Consider the following 22,206-nt stretch of genomic DNA (forward strand, 5'->3'; position numbering starts at 1 on the left):
TTGTAAAAAAACCCGCCCGCTGTGACCAGCGGGCGTTTTCACTGATGCCATCAGCCTTATCGGCCTAACGCGCCGAGGGTATTGAAGAGGACACCACATGCAAAACAGTCTGTTGAAGCCACGTATTATCGATGTAGAGGCGCTCGGCGCCGGCCACGCTAAAGTAGTGATGGAGCCGTTCGAACGCGGCTATGGCCATACATTGGGTAATGCGCTGCGTCGCGTACTGCTGTCGTCGATGGTGGGCTACGCGCCGACCGAAGTGACGATCGCGGGCGTTGTACACGAATACTCGTCGCTCGACGGCGTGCAGGAAGACGTTGTTGACCTGCTGCTGAACCTGAAGGGCGTGGTCTTTAAAGTCCACAACCGTGACTCCGTCACCCTGACCCTGAAAAAGGAAGGCGAAGGCGCCATCCTGGCTTCGGACATCGATCTGCCACACGACGTGGAACTGATCAATCCGGACCACGTGATCGCTCACCTGACCGCCGGCGGCAAACTGGACATGCAGATCAAAGTCGAAAAAGGCCGTGGCTATGTGCCAGGTAACGTTCGCCGCCTGTCCGAAGACACCAACAAGACCATCGGCCGCATCATTCTGGATGCGTCGTTCTCGCCAGTGCGCCGCGTTTCCTACTTCGTCGAGTCCGCTCGCGTGGAACAGCGTACCGACCTGGACAAGCTGATCATCAACATCGAAACCAACGGCGTCATCTCGCCGGAAGAAGCGATCCGTCAATCGGCCCGCGTGCTGGTCGATCAACTGAACGTGTTCGCCGCCCTGGAAGGCACCGAAGCCGCTGCTGAAGCTCCTTCGCGCGCACCGCTGGTCGATCCTATCCTGCTGCGTCCAGTGGACGACCTGGAACTGACCGTGCGTTCGGCCAACTGCCTGAAAGCCGAAAACATCTACTACATCGGCGACCTGATCCAGCGTTCGGAAAACGAACTGCTGAAGACGCCGAACCTGGGCCGCAAGTCCCTGAACGAAATCAAGGAAGTGCTGGCATCGCGCGGCCTGACCTTGGGCATGAAGCTGGAAAACTGGCCGCCTGCTGGCTTGGAAAAATAACAGATTGGGTGACAGTGCTGGACATCGCGCAGCGATGTTCTGCCCTGTTGCCAACTGATTTGTCGTACCCGCCCGGCACATGTTGTGCCGGGTGTTATCCCTAGAACCGGTCCGCGCTCACGGCTAACGTGAGCGATCGAAGAACTCGGATTTAAACACCTGAAAGGAAGTACCATGCGTCACCGTCACGGCCTCCGTAAACTGAATCGTACCTCGTCCCACCGTCTGGCAATGCTGCGCAACATGACCGTTTCCCTGCTGCGTCATGAAGCCATCAAAACCACGCTGCCAAAAGCTAAAGAGCTGCGCCGCGTAGTTGAGCCTATCCTGACCATGGGCAAGACCGACACCCTGGCTAACAAGCGTCTGGCATTCTCCCGTCTGCGCGATCGTGAAATGGTTCTGAAGCTGTTCGCAGAACTGGGCCCACGCTACGCAAACCGCAACGGCGGCTACCTGCGCATCCTGAAAATGGGTTTCCGTGTTGGCGACAACGCTCCTATGGCTTACGTTGAGCTGATGGACCGTCCAGAAGTCACCGACATCGACGCAGCGCCAACCGCAGAAGAGTAATCTTCGCCGTTGTCACCGTGTTATGAAGAAAGCCAGGCTCTGCCTGGCTTTTTTTATTTGAGGCGCCGCTCACCGGCCGCCTTGAATTCCGAACCGGCGTTCCATGTAGGCGTCGTCCCCTGGGCGATGTCCAACCCTACCTGGAACAGCAGCTGGATGTCCTGCACGCCGCCGCGCAAGTCCCAGTCGCCGCGGACATCGTCCGTCACCTGATGGTAGTCATGCGCGACGTAGCGGTCGACCACGTCGTGCGCATAGCTGTCCGGCTGGTCCAGGAAGCGGCTGCGGGCCTTGGTGTACAGCACCGGCACGCCCACCCGCGCGAACTCCAGCTGGTCGGCGCGGTAGAAGCTGCCCAACTCCGGCCGCGAGTCCTTCTCCATCTGCCGCCCCTGCAGCAGCGCGTACTTGGTCAGCAGCTCGTCGATGCTGGAATGGCCCGAGGTCACGTTCTCGATCTGCGCCGTCTTGCCCCAGGCGTTGATGCCATCGATATTGATGTTGGCCACCGTCCGCTTGAGCGGATACAGCGGATGGGCCGCATAGTATTTCGCGCCCAGCAGGCCGCGTTCCTCGGCCGTGGTCGCCAGGAACAGGATCGAGCGCTTGGGCGGCTTCGGCAGCGCCTTGTAGGCCTTGGCCAGCGCCAGCAGCGCGGCGGTGCCGGAAGCGTTGTCCAGCGCGCCGTGGTAGATCTGCTGCGTGCGCGTGCCCGGCAGGCGCGGGTCGATGCCCAGGTGGTCCCAGTGCGCGCTGTAGATCACATACTCATGCTTGAGCTTGGGATCGCTGCCCTCGATCAGGCCCAGCACATTGTTCGAGTCCACCGTGCGCGCCGTGTTCTCCACCTTGAAGTCGGCCGTGCCCTTCAGACTGACGGGGCGGAAATCCCTGCTCAGCGCCTGCTGCTTGAGCGTGTCGAAATCGTAGCCTGCCGCCGCCATCATCTGCTTGGCCTTGTCCAGCTGGAGCCAGCCCGGCACTGGCGGCGCGTCGGGATCGGCGCCGTCGTGCAGCAGGCTGAACTGCTCGCCGTTGCCGCCGCTGCGCACCACGTCCCACGGATAGGCCGCCGGCTTGGTCTCGTGGATGATGATGGCCGCCGCCGCGCCCAGCCTGGCGGCGATCTCGTATTTGTAGGTCCAGCGGCCGTAGTAGGTCATGGCGCTGCCCTTGAACATGGTCAGGTCCAGCCGGGACGGGTCTTTCGGATCGGGCACGGCCGGATCGTTGATCAACATCAGGATAGTCTTGCCGCGCACGTCGACACCCTTGTAGTCGTCCCAGCCGTACTCGGGCGCCTGCACGCCGTAGCCGACAAACACGATTTCGGAATTGCTGACGTTGACGCTGCTGGGCTGGCTGGTCGAATGGGCCACATAGTCTTCGGGGAAGTTCAGCGCCACCGTCTGGCCGCCTATCGTGTAGCTGAAGCTGGGCGTCGGTTGCAAGCCGCGCATCGGCACCGCCTGGGTCCAGCCGCCATAGGGGTTGCCCGGTTTCAGGCCCAGTTTCTTGAACTGCTGCTCCAGGTAGGCCACCGTCTTGGCCTCGCCCGGCGTACCCGGCGCGCGGCCCTCGAAATCGTCCGACGCCAGTGTCTTGATGTGGGCCAGCAAATCCTGCGGCGACACCGTGGCCAGCGCCTTGGCGGGCGTCTGGGCGCATGCGGCCCCTGCGGCCAGGGCCAGGACGGAAAACAGCAGGGGGCGTAGTGTCGTCATCGGTTGCTCCATCACGGGGAAAAGCCGAGTTTAGCAGGCTTTAAGGCTGGCCTCAGGCGCAAAAAGTAGCCTAGGTGTACTATGCTCGTGCTCATTTCGCCGAAAGAAAACACATGCTTCGTCTTGCCCGCCTGTTCATGTTGCTGCTGTCGCTGACCGCCCTGCTGATGGCGCGTCCCGCGCTGGCCGACGACGGCTTCCTGGAACCCGACGTGGCGTTCAAGTTCTCGGCCCGCATGGTCGACGGCCACACCGTGTCGGTCAGCTTCCAGATAGCCGACGGCTATTACATGTACCGCGAACGTTACAAGTTCAGCGCCAACGGCGCCAAGCTGGGCGCGCTGTCCATCCCGGCCGGCACCGTCCACTTCGACGAGACTTTCCAGAAAAACGTCGAGACCTACCGCAAGACCGTCACCATGACTTTGCCGGTGGAGGCCGACGGCCCGTTCACGCTGATGGTCGTGGGGCAGGGCTGCTCGGACAAGGGCCTGTGCTATGCGCCGCAGGATTACAAGGCCTCGCTGGTCGCCAGCGGCTCGGTGCCGCTGCCCGCCGCGCCCGCCGGCGCCAAGCCCGCCGCCACCATCCCTGCAACGTCAATCAACGTCACGGCGGCGCCACTGACCGTGCTGCCGGCTGCCAGCGCGCCTGCCGCCAGCGCCAGCGCCACCGTTGGCGAAGGCAAGCCTGCGGCGCTGACGCCGGGCGTCACCATCCGCGCCATCCCGATGCCGACCGCGACTATCCTGCCGCCGCTGAACCCGCCGGTGGCCGCCGCGCCGGTCGGCGATGCCGGCCATCTGGAAGCTGCGCTCAAGTCGGGCAAGCTGCTGGTCATCCTGCCGCTGTTCGCCCTGCTGGGGCTGGGCCTGTCGTTCACGCCGTGCGTGCTGCCGATGGTGCCTATTCTGTCGTCGATCATCGTCGGCGAGGGCGCCAACAGCAGCCGTGGCCGTGGCCTGCTGTTGTCGGTCACGTATTCGCTCGGCATGGCCATTGTCTACACCGCACTGGGCGTCGCCGCCGGCCTGGCGGGCGAGGGGCTGGCCGCCGCGCTGCAAAACCCGTGGGTGCTGGGTGCATTCGGCCTGCTGATGGCGGCGCTGTCGCTGTCGATGTTCGGCTTCTACGAGCTGCAGGTTCCGGCCGCGCTGCAATCGAAACTGAGCACGGTGTCGAACCGCCAATCGTCCGGCAAGCTGGCCGGCGTGTTCGTGATGGGTGCGATCTCGGCGCTGATCGTCGGTCCTTGCGTGGCCGCGCCGCTGGCCGCCGCGCTGGTCTACATCAGCCAGAGCCGCGACATCGTCGTCGGCGGCAGCGCCTTGTTCGCGATGGCGGTCGGCATGAGCGTGCCGCTGATGCTGGTCGGCGTCTCGGCCGGCGCCTTGCTGCCGCGCGCGGGCATGTGGATGGACGCGGTCAAACGTTTCTTCGGCCTGCTGATGCTGGCGATGGGCTGGTGGCTGGTGTCGCCGGTGCTGCCGGCCGCGGTGCAGATGATGGGCTGGGCCGCGCTGCTCATCGGCTACGGCATGTACCTGCTGATGAACCGGGGCAAGTGGTTCGCCAAGTCGGTCGGCGTCATCGTCGCCGTGCTGGGCCTGATGCAGCTGGTGGGCGTGATCAGCGGCGGCCGCGATCCGCTGGCGCCGCTGGCGCATCTGAGCGGCGGCAAGCATGAGGCGCCACTGGCCTTCCAGCGCATCAAGACCGTACAGCAGCTCGACGCAGTGCTGATGCAGACTGGCGGCAAGACCGCCATGCTGGACTTCTACGCCGACTGGTGCGTGTCCTGCAAGGAGATGGAAAAACTGACCTTCGTCGATCCGCAAGTGCGCGCCCGGCTGGCCAGCAGCGTGCTGCTGCAAGTGGACGTGACCGCCAACGACGCCGACGACAAAGCCATGTTGAAGCGCTTCGGCCTGTTCGGCCCGCCGGGCATCATCCTGTTCGACAAGCAAGGCAAGGAAATCGATGGCACCCGCGTCATCGGCTTCCAGGATGCGGCCAAGTTCACCGCATCGCTGGCGCGGCTGAACTAGCTCAGTCGCGGTGGCCGTGCCAGCCGCCGCGCGGACCGGCATGGCCGCCATGCGCGCCACCCATGCTGTGGTCGTCGAAGATAGCTTTCTGCTCGGCCGTCAACTGGCCGTAGAACGTCGTCAGCGCCGCCAGGTGCGCTTCCATCCTGGCCTGGTGCTGCTTGCTGAGGTCGAGCATCTTGGCCATGCGGTCCGGCGCCGACATCTTGGCGATTGCCGCGCGGTCCGGCAGCGTGCCGCCCGTCGCGGCCGGCGCGATGGCCGCCTGGTAAGTGGCCCACGCCGACTCCTGCTGCGTCGTCAGCTTCAGCAGTTCGTGCATCCTGGCCTGGCGCTTGGCGAACATCTCCGCCATCTTGGCCTGCATCTGTTCCTTGTTGACAGCGGCGCCGTGGCGGCCTGCCGGCGGGGCAGTATCCTGCGCCTGCGCCGCCGCCATGCCCAGCACGGTAAAACCGATCAATATGCTTTTGCGTAAGACGTTCATGGTCGTTCCTCTATCATTGAAAGTTAGGTATCGCGATGCATTCGGCGCCGCGCTTGATGCATAGTGGCAGCGCAAGGTTGCCGCCAAGTTTCCCAGGGCCCGGATTTTGTATCCAGATGTTTCGCCCCTAGGGGGATATACAAGACGATACAATTGGTGATTGGTCACGCGCCGTCTAACTGGGGATAATTAGCACATGGAACCCACATCAACAATCTTGATCGTAGACGACGATCGCGACATCCGCACCCTGCTGGCCGACTACCTCGAATCGAATGGCTACCGCGCCCTGTGCGCCGCCGACGGCACCGCCATGTGGAAGCTGCTCGACGAAGGCCGCCCGGACCTGGTGGTGCTCGACCTCAACCTGCCCGGCGACGACGGCCTGACCCTGTGCCGCAAGCTGCGCGCCCACTCCACGCTGCCGGTCATCATGCTGACCGCCCGCAACGAACCGCTGGACCGCATTCTCGGCCTGGAAATGGGCGCCGACGATTACCTGCCGAAACCGTTCGAGCCGCGCGAGCTGCTGGCGCGCATCCGCAGCGTGCTGCGCCGTAGTAACGCGATGCCGGTCGGCAGCGGCGCCGAGAAGGCGCAACAGCTGCGCTTTTCCGGCTGGACGCTGGACCTGACCGCGCGCCACCTGCTCAACCCGGACGGCATCGTCATCATGCTGTCGGGCGCCGAGTTCCGCCTGCTCAAGGTCTTCCTCGAACATCCGAACCGCGTGCTCAACCGCGACCAGCTGCTCAACCTGACCCAGGGCCGCGACGCCGACCCCTTCGACCGTTCGATCGACATCCAGATCAGCCGCCTGCGTCAGAAGCTGGGCGAGGACGCGCGCCTGCCGCAAATCATCAAGACCGTGCGCAACGGTGGCTACGTGCTGGCCGGCACCGTGACCGTGGAGCCGCAAGCGTGAAAGCCTTTTTCGGCTCCATGACCGGGCGCGTGTTCCTGATCCTGCTGCTCGGCATCGTCGCCTCGGCGGCGCTGACCCAGTGGCTGGCGGTGGGCGAACGCACGCGCGCGCTGGAGCGCTACCGCGACTTCCACGCGCTGGAGCGGGCCGAACAATTGATCACCACGGCCGACGTGCTGCCCGAGGCCTCGCGCCCCACCTACCTGCGCATGGCCCACCGCGGCACCGTCCGGCTGGAGGCGACCGACCTGCCGCTGGCCACCGCGCTGCCGCCGACCGAGTTTTCCACCAGCTTGCAGCAGCGCCTGGGCGCGGGCTACAAGCTGGGTCCGCTGGACGAACATCCGGCCGTATGCGACCTGCCGCGCAAGAGCAGTAATATCTTCGCGCCGAGCCAATGGCGCGGCACCTGCGAAACCATGAACGTGCAGCTGCACGACGGCCAGGTGCTCAAGTTGTCCGTGCTGCCGCCGCGCGCGCCGCCGCCGTCCGGCCACAGCGAGCTGCTGGCGATACTGCCCTTCCTGTTCAGCATCGCCGCGCTGGCCTACCTGGTCACGCGCATGACGGTGCGTCCGCTCAAGCAGCTGGCGCAGGCCGCCAAGGACCTGGGCAACGACATCAACCACGCGCCGCTGGTGTTGAGCGGCGCGGCCGAAATCCGCCAGGCCAGCGCCGCCTTCAACGCCATGCAGGCGCGCATCCGCCAGCACATCATGCAGCGCACGCAGATGCTGGCCGCCATCACCCACGACCTGCAAACCCCACTGACCCGTTTGCGCCTGCGGCTGGAAAAAGTCGGCGACCCGGAATTGCAGCAGCGCCTGGTCGACGACCTGTCGGCGATGCAGCAAATGGTCAAGGAGGGACTGGACCTGGCGCGCAGCATGGACACCACCGAAACCATGCAGGCGCTCGACCTCGACTCGCTGCTCGACAGCGTGTGCAGCGACGCCACCGACGGCGGCCAGCAGGTCGAACTGCGCGGCCGCGCGGCGATGGCGCTGATGGGCCGGCCGCTGGCGATACGCCGCTGCCTGGTCAACCTGATCGACAACGCCGTCAAGTATGGCCACTACGCCAACGTCACCGTCGAGCGCATGGTGGGCGCGGCCCGCATCCGCATCCGCGACGGCGGTCCCGGCATCGACCAGGACCAGATGGCGCGCGTGTTCGAACCGTTCTACCGGATTGAAACCTCGCGCTCGCGCGAATCGGGCGGCACCGGTCTGGGGCTGACCATCGCCCGCAACATCGCCGAACAGCACGGCGCCAACGTCATGCTGTCCAACCATGCGGACGGCGGCCTGGAAGTCACCTTGATCGTGCCCGAATACTACGCCGGCGCCTAAACCCCGCGCCCACCAACTCCAGCCCGGAAAAATGCGCGCGGCGATGGCCACGGCGCGGTTTTCCCGGCAAATACTGTGCGACAATATTCCGCCTGATGCAGGGCGGCAATGTTTTTCGACAGTAAACCTGGTTCAAAAAATAATGAAAAAATCATCCTTAGCATATCTGGTCGGCGCCATCGTGGTGGCAGGCGGCGGCGTCTGGAGCATGACGCATACAACGGCCGAACAGCCGAAAACCGCCAACGGCGCGGGCACACAAGGCCCGACCACCGTCAGCGTCATCGCGCCGGTGCGCCAGGATGTGCCGGTGGTGCTGCAAGCGAACGGCACCGTCACACCGATCAGCACGGTGGACCTGCATCCGCAAACCACCAGCACCATCGCCAAGGTGCATATCAAGGAAGGCCAGTTCGTCAAATCGGGCGAGCTGATGTTCACGCTGGACGACCGCAGCGAGCGCGCCAACGTCGACAAGGCCCAGGCCCAGGTCGCGCGCGACCAGGCCGCGCTGGCCGACTACGAGCGCCAGTACAAGCGCTCGACGGAGCTGCTGGCCAAGGGTTTCATCGCCCAGGGCGCGGTCGACACGCTCAAGAGCCAGGTCGATTCCGCGCGCGCGCTGTTGCAGTCCGATGTGGCCGCCGCCCGCTCGGTCGGGGTCGACGCCAGCTACACCGCGATCCGCGCGCCGATGAACGGCCGCGTCGGCGCCATCAACGTCTATCCGGGCAGCCTGGTGCAACTGGCCACCTCGCTGACCACCATCACCCAGCTCGATCCGATCAACGTCTCCTTCACCTTGCCGGAGTCGGCGCTGGCCGGCCTGCTGCAGGCGCAGCACGAGGGCGCGGTGGCGGTCAAGGTCGTGCTGGGCAACTCCGACAAGGAAATCAGCGGCGCCCTGAGCTTCATCGACAACAGCGTCGATCCGATCGCCGGCGTGATCCGCGTGAAGGCCCAGTTCGACAACAAGGACACGAACCTGTGGCCGGGCCAGTACGTCAACACCAAGCTCGTCTCGCAGGTGTTGAAGGACGCCATGGTGATCCCGCAAAACGCCATCATCAGCAACACCCGCGGCACCTTCGTCTATGCGGTCGACGCCGACCAGTCCGCCAAGGTGGTGAACATCAAGCGGGTGTATTCCTTCGGCGACAGCGCCGCCGTGTCCGGTCTGAGCGGCGCCGAGAAAGTCATCGTCGACGGCAAGCAGAACCTGCGGCCGGGCGGCAAAGTGCGTATCGCCGGGGCCGACAAGCCTGCGGACACGAGCAAGCAGAAAGGCTGAGCATGAACCTTTCCGAGTTATGCATCCGCCGGCCGGTGATGGTGGTGCTGCTGTCGCTGACCTTGATACTGGCCGGCGTGCTGTCGTACTTCTACATCCCGGTCGCGGCGCTGCCGAGCTACAACACCCCGGTCATCAATGTCTCGGCCGACCTGCCGGGCGCCGCGCCGGATACGATGGCCTCGTCCGTCGCGCTGCCGCTGGAGAAACAGTTCTCCACCATCGCCGGCCTGGCGCTGATCACCTCCACCAACACGCTGGGCAATTCCTCGCTAACCCTGGAGTTCGACCCCAGCGTCAACGTCAACGAAGCGGCGGTCGATGTGCAGGCGGCGCTGCTGCGCGCCCAGCGCCAGTTGCCGATCGAGATGACCGACCTGCCGTCCTACCGCAAGGTCAACCCGGCCGACGCGCCGGTGCTGTTCATGACCATGAACTCGCCGTCGCTGACGCTGGCCGAACTGAACGACTACGCCGAAAACCTGATCGCGCCCAGCCTGTCGACCCTGCCGGGCGTGGCCCAGGTCAGCGTCAACGGCCAGAAGCGTTTCGCCGTGCGGGTGCGCGCCAAGTCCGAGCTGATGAACGCCCGCAACCTGACCCTGGATGAATTGCAGCAGGCGATCAAGTCGGCCAACGCCAACACGCCGCTGGGCATCCTCGATGGCCCGAGCCAGACCTTGACCATCCAGGGCAACGCCCAGCTGATGAAGGCTTCCGAATTCGCCGAGCTGATCGTGGCCCAGCGCAACGGCCAGCCGGTGCGCCTGAAGGACGTGGCGACCGTCGAGGACAGCTTCCAGTCGGTCAAGACCGCCGGCAGCTACAACGGCGAGCGCTCCATCGTGCTGCTGGTGCAGCGCCAGCCGGACGCCAACACCGTGCAAGTGGTCGACGGCGTGCGCCGCCTGCTGCCGCGCTTCAAGAACCAGCTGCCGGCGTCGATCAACATCAACCTGGTCAACGACCGCTCGGTGTCGATCCGCGAAGCCATCCACGACGTCAACCTGACGCTGCTGCTGACCATCTTCCTGGTGGTGTTGGTGATCTTCCTGTTCCTGCGCCGCGCGGCCGCCACCTTCATCCCGGCGATCACGATGCCGATCTCGCTGCTCGGTGCGCTGGCCTTGCTGTACGCCTTCGGCTACAGTCTGGACAACGTCTCCCTGCTCGGCATCACCCTGGCGGTCGGCCTGGTGGTCGACGACGCCATCGTGGTGCTGGAGAACATCGTGCGCCACATCGAGCTGGGCAAGAAGCCGCTGCAAGCCTCGCTGGTGGGCGCCAAGGAAATGGGCTTCACCATCATCTCGATCTCGGTCTCGCTGGTGGCCGTGTTCATTCCGATCTTCTTCATGCCGGGCGTGATTGGCCTGATGTTCCATGAATTCGCCGTGGTGGTGGCGCTGTCGGTGCTGGTGTCGGCGGCGGTGTCGCTGATGCTGGTGCCGATGCTGGCCAGCCGCCTGCTGCCGGCCGACGCCATCGATCCCGAGCACGACAAGGGCGGCTTCATCGGCCGCTGGTTCGAGGCCGGCTTCACCGCGCTGCGCAACGGCTATGTGCGCACGCTGGACGTCGCGCTGCACCACCGCTACCTCGTGCTGGCGGCGGCGATCGGCACCTTCGCATTGACGGCGGTGCTCTACATCACCATCCCGAAAGGCTTTTTCCCCGAGGAAGACCTGGGCCAGATCCGCGTCAATACCGAGGCGTCGGAAGACATCTCGTCGGCCTCGCTGATGGACTTGCAGGAACGCGTGGCGGCCGTCATCAAGGCCGATCCCAATGTGCAGGACGTGACCTCGTTTGTCGGCGGCGGCAACAGCGGCCGCATGTTCCTGGTGCTTAAGCCGCGCGACCAGCGCCAGAAGATGCCGCAAGTGCTGGACAGCCTGCGCAAGGCCACCAGGACGGTGGCCGGCATTTCGGTCTACCTGAGCCCGGTGCAGAACCTGCAGCTGGGCGGACGCCAGTCCAAGAGCCGCTACCAGTACACGCTGCAATCGGTCAGCCCCGGGGCGCTCAACGACTGGGCGCAGAAATACCTCGACCAGCTGCGCGCCGATCCCGAGTTCCGCGACGTCACCAGCGATTCGCAGAACAAGGGCCTGCAGGCATCGCTCAAGATCGACCGCGACAAGGCCAACAACCTCGGCGTGGCCATCGGCGACGTCCGCACCGCGCTCTACCTGGCCTTCGGCGAGCGCCAGGTGTCGACCATCTACTCGCCCGCCGCCAGCTACTACGTGATCCTGGAGGCGGCCACCGCCGACCGCCAGTTCGACGACGCGCTGACCCGCATCTCGGTGCGCAACAAGAGCGGCAACCTGGTGCAGCTGTCCAGCTTTGCCACGGTCCAGCGCACCATCGGCCCGACCGCCGTCAACCACCAGGGCCAGCTGCAGGCGATCACCTTGTCGTTCAACCTGGCGCCGGACGTCCCGCTGGGCAAGGCCACCGCCAAGATCGACCAGATGGGCATGGACATGCATTTGCCGCCATCGATCATCACCAACTACGGTGGCGACGCGGCGGTGTTCCAGAGTTCGCAAAGCAGCCAGCTGATCCTGATCATCGCCGCGCTGGGTGTGATCTACGTGCTGCTGGGCGTGCTGTACGAGAGCTACATCCACCCGCTGACCATCCTGGCCGGCCTGCCGTCGGCCGCGGTCGGCGCCTTGCTGACCTTGCGCCTGTTCAACCTGGACCTGACGATGATCGCCATCATCGGCATCCTGATGTTGATCGGCATCGTCAAGAAGAACGCCATCATGATGATCGACTTCGCGCTGCACGTGCAGCGCAACGAAGGCCGCACGCCGGCCGAGGCGATCCGCGAAGCCTGCGTGCTGCGCTTCCGCCCGATCATGATGACCACCATGGCGGCGCTGATGGGCGCCTTGCCGATCGCGCTGGGCCTGGGCGCCGGCGCCGAGCTGCGCCAGCCGCTCGGCCTGGCGGTGGTGGGCGGCCTGATCTTCTCGCAAGTGATCACGCTGTACATCACGCCGGTCATCTACCTGTTCCTCGACAAGTACAGCGGCACGGGCCCGATGAGCGACGCCGAGCTGGTCGCCGGCGACGTCCCGGCCGTCGGAGGTGTGCACGCCGTGCCACTGAAGGCCGTGAACACGGTCAAGCATTGAGCGGTAGCAAGTTGCTTTAAAGACCGTTTCTTTATCATGGGCAAGTTGACCACGATAAAGGACGGTTGCAGATGAAACGCTACAGTGTCACCATCATCGGCATGGGCCCGCGCGGACTCAGCGCGTTTGAGCGCATCGCCGCCATCGCCGCCGGCCGCCAGCTGCCGCTGGACATCAACCTGATCGAGCCGGGCGACTGCGGCCCTGGCGTGCACGGCACGCGCCAGCCGCAGCACCTGCTGATCAACACCATCGCCAGCCAGGTCACGCTGTTTCCCGCCCCCGGCGCGGTGCAGTATCCGCCGGTGTGCGCCACGCCCTCGCTGACGGCGTGGGCGCGCCAGGCCGGTTACCGCCGCGTGGGCGAGCGCTACTACCAGCTGGGCGAACACGGCGGCGCCGACATCACCGAAGCTGACTACCTGCCGCGCAGCCTGCTGGGCGAATACCTGGCCTGGGCCTACGGCCAGATCGCCGCCGCGCTGCCGTCCAGCGTGCGCCTGACCCACCACCGCCTGCGCGCGCGCGACCTGTGGCGCCAGCCAGACGGCGCTTGCACCGTCGAGCTCGACACGGGCTTCCTGGTGCCCAGCGACTTCGTCTTCCTGACCACCGGCCACGGCCGCAACCAGCCCAGCGAGCTCGACGAAAAGCTGGCCGCCTTCGCGCGCGAGCACGCGCGCCACAACAGCCGGCTGGCCTTCGTGCGCCACGCCTATCCGCTGGCGCAGCTCAACGGCATCGGCGCCGGCGCCCGCGTCGCCATCCAGGGCCTGGGGCTGAGCGCGCACGACATCATCGCCGAGCTGACGGTGGGGCGGGGCGGCGCTTTTGTGCGCGGCGAGCACGGCTTGCGCTACCAGCGCTCCGGCGGCGAGCCGCAGCTGACCCTGTGCTCGCGCAACTGCCTGCCGGCCGCCGCGCGCGGCGTCAACCAGAAGGGGCTGGACGGTCGCCACCAGCCGCACTATTTCACGCCGGACGCGGTGGCCGCGCTGCGCCGCCTGGCGCTGGCCTCGCGCGGCAGCCGCCAGCTCGATTTCGAGCGCGAACTGCTGCCGCTGCTCAAGCGCGAAATGGCCTGGGTCTACCACAGCACGCTGGCCAAGGCGGTCCTCGATCCCGCCAGCTTCGTGCCGACGGCGGACGACGACGCGCTGATCGACCAGCTGCTGTTCCCGCTGGGCGCGCGCCAGTTCGCCACGCTGGACGAGTTCCGCGCATTCTTCCACGACTGGCTGCGCGAGGACCTGGCTGAAGCAAAACTGGGCAATATTGACAGTGCGACCAAGGCCGCCACCGACGTGCTGCGCGACGTGCGCGCCACCTTGCAGGCGGCGATCGAACATGGCGGGCTGACGCCGGCCTCGCACCGCCAGTTCCTGGAGCGCTACCACCCGGCCATCAACCGCAGCGCCTTCGGGCCGCCGCTGCGGCGCAACCAGGAACTGCTGGCGCTGCTGGACGCAGGCGTCATCGAGATCCTGTCCGGTCCCCACAGCAGCATCGAGCTCGACGAGCGCAATGCCTGCTATGTGCTGAGCACCCAATTCGGCGGCGGGGTGGTCAAACACCCGGTCGATGTGCTGCTGATCGCCCGGCTGGATGGGTTTTTTCCAACGATCGACGATTCCTTACTTATCCGTAATGTGCTCAGGCGGGGCCTGGCGCGGCCGTATTTCAACGGTAGTTTCCACCCCGGTGGCATCGACATCGACGCCGCCGGCCGGCCGCGCGACGACTGCGGCCAGCCGTCCCGCAACATCTGGGCGCTGGGCTACCTGGTCGAGGGGGCGCACTACTACACGCACGCCCTGCCACGGCCGCAAATGCGCTCGCGCCAGGTGCTGGACGCCGACCGCAGCGTGCACGCCATGGTGGCCCTGATGGACGCCATCCCCCAGCCCGACGCCCGCCGCGCGGACGCCCCGGCGACCTCGGCAGTGTTGCCGCGCGTCACTTTGTGAAGCTGGTTGATACATACGGTAACACCCGTCAAGACGCGGAACTTGTAAGCTCTTCCTGTTAAATCCCCTGGAGCGCACGCGCCGCTGTCCGGCGCGTTATCATGGCCTTGCACAGCGGTTCCCAAAACGGTGGGACTCTGGCACTATGGCCGCATTTTGTCGACTTCGTTCCAACCAAGGTTTGCTATTTTGCATCACGATTCCCATTTACTCTCTGCAAATTCCGAATATTGCGAAACTTGCGGCCAGCGTTTGCCTGAGGCTGGGGAGCGGTTCGCCGCATGGGATCGTAAGTCGAAGTCCAACCGCATCGGCGTCGGCATTTCCATCGCCTTGCACTTGCTGGGCGTGCTGTACTACTTCCTCTCGCCCACGCCCAAGAACACCCATTCCGCGCCGCCCAAGGGTGGGGTGATGGTCTACATCGCGCCGTTGCCGGACAAGCCGCAGAACAAGCCGCAGCAGAAGAAACCTGAAGTGTCCAAGGCCACCAAGCCGCCGCCGCCGCGCAAGCAGGTCGCCACCAAGGATGCGCCGGCCGCCATCCGTCCCAAGCTGGAAACCTATGTGCCGCCGGTGCAGGCGACGATGACGCCGCCGCCCGAGCAGGACATGTCCGAGATGATCGCCAAGCGCCGCGCCGCGCGCGAGGCCAACAACCCGCAACCGGCGCCAAGCGCCCCGGCCGAGAGCGACGCCGAACGCTCGCTGCGCATCGCCAAGGGCAATATCGCCGGCGCCCAGGGCCGCACCAGCGGCGCCGACAAGGACGACACCGGCGGCATCTTCCAGGTCGACAAGAGCTACCACAGCGCCGACGTGAAGTTCCGCGGCTGGAACACCAACTTCAAGCGCCGCTGGCTGCAGCAGATCCACGTCGAGCAGGGCGCCGAGCAGGATATCGAGACGGCGGTCGCCAAGGAAATGGTCAAGATCATCCGCAAGGAAAAACCGGGCGACTTCGAATGGGATTCGCGCCGCCTGGGCAAGGTGGTGACGATGAGCGCGCGCAAGGAAGACGAAAAGGAGTTGATCGCCTTCTTGCTGAAGGAAATGTTCCCCGAGTACTCGCGCGGCCCCGGGCGCTGATTTGCCAAAAAACTACGGTTCGATCCCCCAAATCAGCCGTTGGTCGCAAAAATCCTGATAGCTTGGCAACTTTATCTTAAGGTAGCGTTGCCGCGGACTGCGTCCGTTTCCTATCAGGAGATTGTGTTCCATGCTATCGATCAAACAGCTGAACAAGACTTACGCCAACGGCGTCAAGGCCATCAACGACGTCACCCTCGACATCCCGAACGGCATGTTCGGCTTGCTGGGCCCCAACGGCGCCGGCAAGTCGTCGCTGATGCGCACCATCGCCACGCTGCAAGACCCCGATAGCGGCAGCATCCATTTCGACGGCCTCGACGTGCTGGCCCAGCCGGAGGCGCTGCGCCGCCAGCTCGGCTACCTGCCGCAGGACTTCGGCGTCTATCCCAAGGTCACGGCCGAAGTGCTGCTCAACCACTTTGCCGTGCTCAAGGGCCTGACCGCGCGCGGCGAGCGCAAGGAAGCGGTCGAGGCGCTGCTGCAGCAGACCAATCTGTGGGAAGCGCGCAAGCGCGGCCTGGGCACTTATTCGGGCGGCATGCGCCAGCGCTTCGGCATCGCCCAGGCGCTGCTGGGCGCGCCGAAGCTGGTGATCGTCGACGAGCCCACCGCCGGCCTCGATCCCGATGAGCGCAACCGCTTCCTCAACCTGCTGGCCAAGATCGGCGAGCAGGTGGTGGTGATCCTGTCGACCCACATCGTCGACGACGTCACCGACCTGTGCCCGCGCATGGCGATGATCGTCAAGGGCGAGGTGCTGCTGCAGGGCGAGCCGCAGGCCGCCATCGACACCTTGAAGAACAAGGTCTGGCGCCGCAGCGTCAGCGCCGAGGCCTTGCCGGAATACCAGCGGCGCATGAACGTGCTGCACACCCGCCTGGTCGGCGGCAAGCCGCAGATCAATGTGTTTGCCGACAGCCAGCCGGACGACGGCTTCGTGGCGGTGGAGGCGGACTTGGAAGACGTCTACTTCCTGCACGTGCGCAATGCCGCCGCCAGCGCGGCCGCCGTGGTCTGAGGGGCGCGCCATGTTAATGGAATTCTTTAAATTCGATCTGCGCTACCAGTTGCGCCAGCCGCTGCTGTGGGTGACCGGCATGATCCTGGGCCTGATGGCCTTCGGCGCCGCCACCAGCGACGCCATCCAGGTCGGCGGCGCCATCGGCAATGTGCACCGCAACGCGCCGGTGGTCGTGGCTCAGCTGATGGGCTCGTTCACCGTGGTGTCGACCTTCATCGTCACCATTTTCATCGCCGGCACCGTGCTGCGCGACAGCGAGGTCGGCATCTCCGACATGCTGTTCGCCACGCCGATGCGCAAGTACCAATACCTGGCCGGGCGCTTCATCGCCGGCCTGGTCGCCTGCCTGGCGATCTTCGTGCTGATCGCCGCCGGCATACTGCTGGGGCCGTTGATGCCGTGGGTCGACTCCGCCCGCGTCGGCCCGCAGCCGCTGTTCGCCTATCTGTGGGCCTTCGGCTTCTTCGTCATCCCCAACCTGGTCTTCATCGGCGCCTTGTTGATGCTGCTGGCGTCGACCACGCGCTCGATGATGCTGGTCTACGTCGGCGTGCTGGGCTTCTTCGTGTTGTGGATCGTGGCCGGCGTGTTCACCCGCGACATCAACAACGAATGGACCGCCGTGCTGCTCGACCCGTTCGGCGTGCGCGCCTTCAGCCGCGCGGTGCGCTACTTCTCGACCGCCGAATCGAACGCCGGCCTGCCGCCGTTGAGCGGCTTCCTGCTAGCCAACCGCGCGCTGTGGCTGGCGGTGGCGCTGCTGTTCTTCGGCGCCACGCTGGTGCTGTTCAAACCGCAGCGCGCCGGCACCGGCCGCCGCTGGTTCGGCAAGGCCAGGGCGGACGCCGCCGGCGCGGCACCGGCCCCGTCCGGCCTGGCGCTGCCGCGCACGGTGGCGCGCTTCGGCGCGGCGACCGGCTGGATACAGTGCTGGCACATCCTGCGCTTCGACGCCATGGGCGTGTTCAAGAGCGTGCCCTTCCTGGTGATGCTGCTGTTCGGCGTGCTGAACTTCGTTGGCGGCGCCACCCAGGCCGGCGCCAACTTCGGCACCACCGTCTATCCGGTCACCGGGCTGATGCTGCGCACCCTGGCCGGCAGCTTCAACTTCATGCTGATCATCGTGCTGACTTTCTACGCCGGCGAGCTGATCTTCAAGGAACGCCAGGTCAAGATCGCCGACGTCAGCGACGCCATGCCGGTGCCGGACTGGGCGCCGCTGCTGGCCAAGTCGATCGCGCTGGTCGGCGTGATCTTCGGCTTCCTGCTGGCCGGCGTGCTGGCGGCCGCGTGCTTCCAGCTGGTCAAGGGCGGCACGACGATCGAAGCGGGCCTGTATGTCAAAGGCATGCTGTTGGAATCGGCCTTCTTCGTGCTGATGGGACTGATGGCCTTGGCGCTGCAAGTGCTGACCAATAACAAGTTCCTCGGCTACCTGCTGGTGATCGTGCTGATGGTGTCGCAGATCGTGCTGAGCATCATGCACTTCGACCACAATCTGTACAACTTCGGCGCCATGCCGGGCCTGCGCTATTCGGACATGAATGGCTACGGCCACTTCCTCAAGGGCTGGTCGTGGTTCGGCCTCTACTGGGGCCTGTTCAGCCTGGCCTTGATGGTGCTGGCGCAGGCGTTCTGGGTGCGCGGGCTGGCGCGTCCGTGGCGCGAGCGCGTGCGCGTGGCCGGCGGCCGCCTGAAGGGTCGCTCCGGCTTCGCGCTGGCGATGCTGGTGGCCGGTTTCGTCGGCAGCGGCGCCTGGATCTTCTACAACACCAACGTGCTCAACAAGTACGAAGCGTCCGACGTGGCGATGGACAAGCAGGCCCGCTACGAAAAGCTGTATCGCCAGTACAAGGACTTGCCGCAGCCGCGCATCACCGACGTGCGCGCCGATGTCGACATCTACCCGGCCGAACGCCGGGTGGCGATCCGCGGCCGCTACCTGATGGAAAACAAGACCGGCGCGCCGCTGGCCGTCCTGCGCATCCAGCGCAATCCGGACCTCGACACCCGCTTCGACAACCTGCCGCCGCACGAAGTGGTGCTGGACGACAAGGTCGCCGGCTTCAGCATCATCAAACTGGCGCAGCCCTTGGCGCCGGCCGCGCGGCTGGACCTGTCGTTCACCGTCGACGTGCACAACCAGGGCTTCACCAACGGCGGCGCGGCCGACAGCGTCAACCTGAACGGCACCTTCTTCAACAACTTCGCCTTCTTCCCGCATTTCGGCTACAACCAGCAGGCCGAGCTGACCGACCGCAACGAACGCCGCAAGCGCGGCCTGGGCGAGCCGGTGCGCATGGCCAAGCTGGAGGACGAGAAGGCGCGCGCCAACGCCATCTTCAGCAACGAGGCGGATTGGATCAACTTCGAGACCACCGTCTCGACCAGCGCCGACCAGATCGCGATCGCCCCCGGCTACCTGCAGAAGCGCTGGGAGCAGAACGGCCGCCGCTACTTCCACTACAAAATGGACCGGCCGATGGTGCCGTTCTTCGCCTACCTGTCGGCCCGCTGGGACGTGCGCAAGGGCGAGTGGCACGGCTTGCCGATCGAGATCTACTACGACAGCAAGCACGCCTACAACGTCGACCGCATGATCAGCTCGGCGCAGAAATCGCTCGACTACTTCGAAGCCAACTACACCCCGTATCAGCACAAGCAGGTGAGGGTGCTGGAGTTCCCCAACTACCAGGGCTTCGCGCAATCGTTCGCCAACACCATTCCGTATTCGGAGTCGATCGGCTTCATCGCCGACCTGCGCGACAAGGATGACATCGACTACGTCTACTACGTCACCGCGCACGAGATGGCGCACCAGTGGTGGGGCCACCAGGTGGTCAGCGCCAACATGCAGGGTTCGACCATGCTGATCGAATCGCTGGCGCAGTACTCGGCGCTGATGGTGATGGAGAAGGAATACGGCCGCGACAAGCTGCGCCGCTTCCTGCGCTTCGAGCTGGACCAGTACCTGCGCGAACGCGGCGGTGAACTGGTGGAAGAGCGGCCGTTGATGCGCGTGGAGAACCAGCAGTACATCCACTACCGCAAGGGCAGCCTGGTGTTCTACCGCCTGCGCGACGAGATCGGCGAGGCGGCGCTGAACCGCGCGCTCAAGCGCTTCCTGACCGACAAGGCTTACCAGCAGGCGCCGTACACCACCAGCCGCGAGCTGCTGGCCTACATCCGCGCCGAAGCGCCGCCGGACAAGCAGGCGCTGATCACCGACCTGTTCGAGAAGATCGTCTTCTACGACAACCGCGTGACCGAAGCCAAGGCGCACAAGCGAGCAGACGGGCAGTGGGATGTGACGATGACGCTGCACCTGGCCAAGATGGAAGCGGACGGCAAGGGCAAGGAGACGCCGCGCGTCTATGACGAGCCGGTGGAGATCGCCGTGTTCGCCCGCGCCAAGGGCGCCAAGGAACGCGACGAGCGCGTGCTGTTCAGCGACAAGCGCGTGCTGCAGGGCAGCGATCCGGTGGTGACGGTGACGGTCAAGGAGCAGCCGTTCGAGGTCGGCGTCGATCCCTACAACAAGATGATCGACCGCGTCTCGCGCGACAACCGCAAGGAAGTCACGCTGGATTAAAACCAACCCGGGGTCAAGTCTGACATTCGGACACGAGCTCTGCCGTAACCTTGCTTACGGCAGAGCTCGTGTCCGAATGTCAGACTTGACCCCGGTGTTGTTTTGTTATTTTTGAGCCTTGAGCAGGCGGGCGACGTCCAGCGCGAAGTAGGTCAGCACGGCGTCGGCGCCGGCGCGCTTGAACGCCAGCATCGACTCCATCATCACTTTGTCGTGGTCGAGCCAGCCGTTTTGCGCGGCGGCCTTGATCATCGCGTACTCGCCGCTGACCTGGTAGGCAAAGGTCGGCACTTTGAACTCGTCCTTGACGCGGCGCACGATGTCCAGGTAGGGCATGCCCGGCTTGACCATCACCATGTCGGCGCCTTCGGCCAGGTCCAGTCCCACTTCCCGCAGGGCTTCGTCGCTGTTGGCCGGGTCCATCTGGTAGGTGTTCTTGTCGCTCTTGCCCAGGTTCTTGGCCGAGCCGACCGCGTCGCGGAACGGGCCGTAGAAGGCCGACGCATACTTGGCCGAGTACGCCATGATGCGGGTGTGGATGTGGCCGTGCGCTTCCAGCGCCGCGCGCACCGCGCCGATGCGCCCGTCCATCATGTCCGACGGCGCCACCACGTCGACCCCGGCGTCGGCCTGGCACAGGGCCTGGCGCACCAGCATGTCGGTGGTGACGTCGTTGATCACATAGCCGTTGTCGTCGATCAGGCCGTCCTGGCCGTGGCTGGTGTACGGGTCCAGCGCGACGTCGGTCAAAATGCCCAGCTGCGGGAAAGCCTGCTTCAGCGCGCGCACCGCGCGCGGCACCAGGCCGTCCGGATTGGTCGCTTCGATGCCGTCCGGCGTCTTCCTGGCGGCGTCGATCACCGGGAACAGCGCCAGCACCGGAATGCCCAGTTCCACGCATTCCTGCGCCACTTTCAGCAGCAGATCCACCGACACCCGTTCCACGCCCGGCATCGACAACACCGGCTCGCGCTGCTGCGTGCCTTCCAGGATAAACACCGGATAGATCAAGTCCGAGGCCGTGACGTTGTTTTCACGCATCAATGCGCGCGAAAACGGGTCGCGGCGCATGCGGCGCATGCGGATGGCGGGGAATTGGGCGGAAACGTGTGGATTGTGCATCGCTAAAACTTTCCTAAACAGTGGGGTTATTGCTCGTCGGGCTCGGCGTCGTCTTCCATCTCGATCAATGGCACCTGGGCGGCCGCTTCGTCGTCGGTGACGCCGGCCAGTTCCAGGATCTTGTCGTTGGCTTCTTCGATGCCGACCCGCTTGAGCGCGGAGAACAGTTGTACGGTGAACGGGAAACCTTCGCCGTCTTCGTCGACATAGCTGGCCAGCTTGGCTTTCGCCTGGCGCAGCACGTTGACGGATTCGTTGCGGTTCAATTTGTCAACCTTGGTCAGGATGCAATGGATCGGCTTGCCGGTCGGGGCGAACCATTCCAGCATCTGGATGTCGAGGTCGGTGAACGGGCGGCGCGAGTCCATGATCAGGATCAGCGCGGCCAGCTGTTCGCGGCGCTGGACGTAGTCGCCTAGCAGGCGTTGCCAGTGCAGCTTGGCCGAGCCGGACACTTCCGCGTAGCCGTAGCCCGGCAAGTCGACCAGCAGGCACTCGATTTCCTCGACGATGGTCGGGTCTTTGCGGTGCTGCGCAATGTGCGCGCCGCCGATCGAGAAGTAGTTGATGTGCTGGGTACGGCCAGGGGTCTTGGACGCGAACGCCAGGCCTTTCTGGTTGCACAGGATGTTGATGGCGGTCGATTTGCCGGCGTTGGAGCGACCTGCAAAGGCGATTTCCGGCACGTGAGTGTCGGGCAGATCGCGCAATTGGTTAACGGTCGTAAAGAAGCGGGCTTGCCAGAGTTTGGACATGGGATGGGGGAAATGCAACAAAAGGGAGCAAAT

15 protein-coding genes are annotated in these 22,206 nt (G+C 65.0%); 11 read left to right on the forward strand and 4 right to left on the reverse strand.

The window, feature by feature from the left end; all coding sequences use genetic code 11:
- The first annotated feature begins 97 nt into the window (after positions 1-97).
- Together KVP70_RS18435 and rplQ are read left to right on the forward strand one after the other, a co-directional pair.
- The gene (locus KVP70_RS18435) at positions 98-1,075 is read left to right on the forward strand and encodes a DNA-directed RNA polymerase subunit alpha (RefSeq protein WP_008444343.1); all 978 of its coding nucleotides are present in this window, start codon (positions 98-100) and stop codon (positions 1,073-1,075) included.
- A 174-nt stretch (positions 1,076-1,249) separates the two neighbouring features.
- Positions 1,250-1,648: a 50S ribosomal protein L17 gene (gene rplQ / locus KVP70_RS18440; RefSeq protein ID WP_217943627.1), complete on the forward strand. Its 399-nt coding sequence runs from the start codon at positions 1,250-1,252 to the stop codon at positions 1,646-1,648.
- Between the two features lie 53 nt (positions 1,649-1,701).
- Here the strand turns inward: rplQ and KVP70_RS18445 are convergent, their stop codons facing one another.
- A complete protein-coding gene (locus KVP70_RS18445; RefSeq protein ID WP_217943628.1) occupies positions 1,702-3,372 on the reverse strand; it encodes a M28 family peptidase in 1,671 nt (556 codons plus the stop codon).
- A gap of 113 nt (positions 3,373-3,485) precedes the next feature.
- Between KVP70_RS18445 and dsbD the strand changes: the two genes are divergently transcribed.
- Complete coding sequence (dsbD, locus tag KVP70_RS18450) at positions 3,486-5,420, forward strand: protein-disulfide reductase DsbD (RefSeq protein WP_217943629.1); 1,935 nt, start codon at positions 3,486-3,488, stop codon at positions 5,418-5,420.
- A 1-nt stretch (position 5,421) separates the two neighbouring features.
- Here the strand turns inward: dsbD and KVP70_RS18455 are convergent, their stop codons facing one another.
- Entirely contained in the window at positions 5,422-5,907 is a 486-nt protein-coding gene (locus KVP70_RS18455; protein ID WP_217943630.1) for a Spy/CpxP family protein refolding chaperone, read from the reverse strand.
- 196 nt (positions 5,908-6,103) lie between these two features.
- Between KVP70_RS18455 and KVP70_RS18460 the strand changes: the two genes are divergently transcribed.
- From KVP70_RS18460 to KVP70_RS18495, 8 genes are all read left to right on the forward strand, one after another.
- Positions 6,104-6,832: a response regulator gene (locus tag KVP70_RS18460; protein WP_116992802.1), complete on the forward strand. Its 729-nt coding sequence runs from the start codon at positions 6,104-6,106 to the stop codon at positions 6,830-6,832.
- Positions 6,829-8,184, forward strand: a complete 1,356-nt coding sequence (locus KVP70_RS18465) for an ATP-binding protein (protein ID WP_217943631.1) — start codon at positions 6,829-6,831, stop codon at positions 8,182-8,184. The genes KVP70_RS18460 and KVP70_RS18465 overlap by 4 nt, the downstream gene beginning before the upstream one ends.
- A 142-nt stretch (positions 8,185-8,326) precedes the next feature.
- Positions 8,327-9,475 (forward strand): efflux RND transporter periplasmic adaptor subunit, encoded by a 1,149-nt coding sequence (locus tag KVP70_RS18470; RefSeq protein ID WP_217943632.1) that lies wholly within the window; start codon positions 8,327-8,329, stop codon positions 9,473-9,475.
- A gap of 2 nt (positions 9,476-9,477) precedes the next feature.
- On the forward strand, positions 9,478-12,624 hold the full coding sequence (locus KVP70_RS18475; protein ID WP_217943633.1) for an efflux RND transporter permease subunit: 3,147 nt from the start codon (positions 9,478-9,480) through the stop codon (positions 12,622-12,624).
- 71 nt (positions 12,625-12,695) lie between these two features.
- The gene (locus KVP70_RS18480) at positions 12,696-14,591 is read left to right on the forward strand and encodes an FAD/NAD(P)-binding protein (RefSeq protein WP_217943634.1); all 1,896 of its coding nucleotides are present in this window, start codon (positions 12,696-12,698) and stop codon (positions 14,589-14,591) included.
- Positions 14,592-14,843: 252 nt separating this feature from the next.
- Positions 14,844-15,680 (forward strand): hypothetical protein, encoded by an 837-nt coding sequence (locus KVP70_RS18485; protein WP_229224910.1) that lies wholly within the window; start codon positions 14,844-14,846, stop codon positions 15,678-15,680.
- A gap of 130 nt (positions 15,681-15,810) precedes the next feature.
- Positions 15,811-16,701: an ABC transporter ATP-binding protein gene (locus KVP70_RS18490; RefSeq protein ID WP_217943636.1), complete on the forward strand. Its 891-nt coding sequence runs from the start codon at positions 15,811-15,813 to the stop codon at positions 16,699-16,701.
- A 10-nt stretch (positions 16,702-16,711) separates the two neighbouring features.
- Positions 16,712-20,296 (forward strand): M1 family aminopeptidase, encoded by a 3,585-nt coding sequence (locus KVP70_RS18495; RefSeq protein WP_217943637.1) that lies wholly within the window; start codon positions 16,712-16,714, stop codon positions 20,294-20,296.
- 105 nt (positions 20,297-20,401) lie between these two features.
- Here KVP70_RS18495 and hemB read toward each other — a convergent pair whose 3' ends face one another.
- Positions 20,402-21,418: a porphobilinogen synthase gene (hemB, locus tag KVP70_RS18500; protein WP_217943638.1), complete on the reverse strand. Its 1,017-nt coding sequence runs from the start codon at positions 21,416-21,418 to the stop codon at positions 20,402-20,404.
- Positions 21,419-21,444: 26 nt separating this feature from the next.
- Positions 21,445-22,173 carry a ribosome biogenesis GTP-binding protein YihA/YsxC gene (gene yihA, locus KVP70_RS18505; RefSeq protein WP_217943639.1) on the reverse strand — a complete coding sequence of 243 codons (729 nt, stop codon included), beginning with the start codon at positions 22,171-22,173 and terminating at the stop codon, positions 21,445-21,447.
- Between the last annotated feature and the right edge of the window lie 33 nt (positions 22,174-22,206).

Origin of the sequence: Duganella violaceipulchra (assembly GCF_019166075.1) — a bacterium.
Taxonomy (GTDB): Bacteria; Pseudomonadota; Gammaproteobacteria; order Burkholderiales; family Burkholderiaceae_D; genus Rugamonas; species Rugamonas violaceipulchra.

Bases quoted from the DNA above. Each gene is read 5' to 3' on its own strand.
- KVP70_RS18435 (WP_008444343.1), top strand. From the start codon at position 98: ATGCAAAACAGTCTGTTGAAGCCACGTATTATCGATGTAGAGGCGCTC.
- rplQ (WP_217943627.1), top strand. From the start codon at position 1,250: ATGCGTCACCGTCACGGCCTCCGTAAACTGAATCGTACCTCGTCCCAC.
- KVP70_RS18445 (WP_217943628.1), bottom strand. From the start codon at position 3,372: ATGACGACACTACGCCCCCTGCTGTTTTCCGTCCTGGCCCTGGCCGCA.
- dsbD (WP_217943629.1), top strand. From the start codon at position 3,486: ATGCTTCGTCTTGCCCGCCTGTTCATGTTGCTGCTGTCGCTGACCGCC.
- KVP70_RS18455 (WP_217943630.1), bottom strand. From the start codon at position 5,907: ATGAACGTCTTACGCAAAAGCATATTGATCGGTTTTACCGTGCTGGGC.
- KVP70_RS18460 (WP_116992802.1), top strand. From the start codon at position 6,104: ATGGAACCCACATCAACAATCTTGATCGTAGACGACGATCGCGACATC.
- KVP70_RS18470 (WP_217943632.1), top strand. From the start codon at position 8,327: ATGAAAAAATCATCCTTAGCATATCTGGTCGGCGCCATCGTGGTGGCA.
- KVP70_RS18475 (WP_217943633.1), top strand. From the start codon at position 9,478: ATGAACCTTTCCGAGTTATGCATCCGCCGGCCGGTGATGGTGGTGCTG.
- KVP70_RS18480 (WP_217943634.1), top strand. From the start codon at position 12,696: ATGAAACGCTACAGTGTCACCATCATCGGCATGGGCCCGCGCGGACTC.
- KVP70_RS18490 (WP_217943636.1), top strand. From the start codon at position 15,811: ATGCTATCGATCAAACAGCTGAACAAGACTTACGCCAACGGCGTCAAG.
- KVP70_RS18495 (WP_217943637.1), top strand. From the start codon at position 16,712: ATGTTAATGGAATTCTTTAAATTCGATCTGCGCTACCAGTTGCGCCAG.
- hemB (WP_217943638.1), bottom strand. From the start codon at position 21,418: ATGCACAATCCACACGTTTCCGCCCAATTCCCCGCCATCCGCATGCGC.
- yihA (WP_217943639.1), bottom strand. From the start codon at position 22,173: ATGTCCAAACTCTGGCAAGCCCGCTTCTTTACGACCGTTAACCAATTG.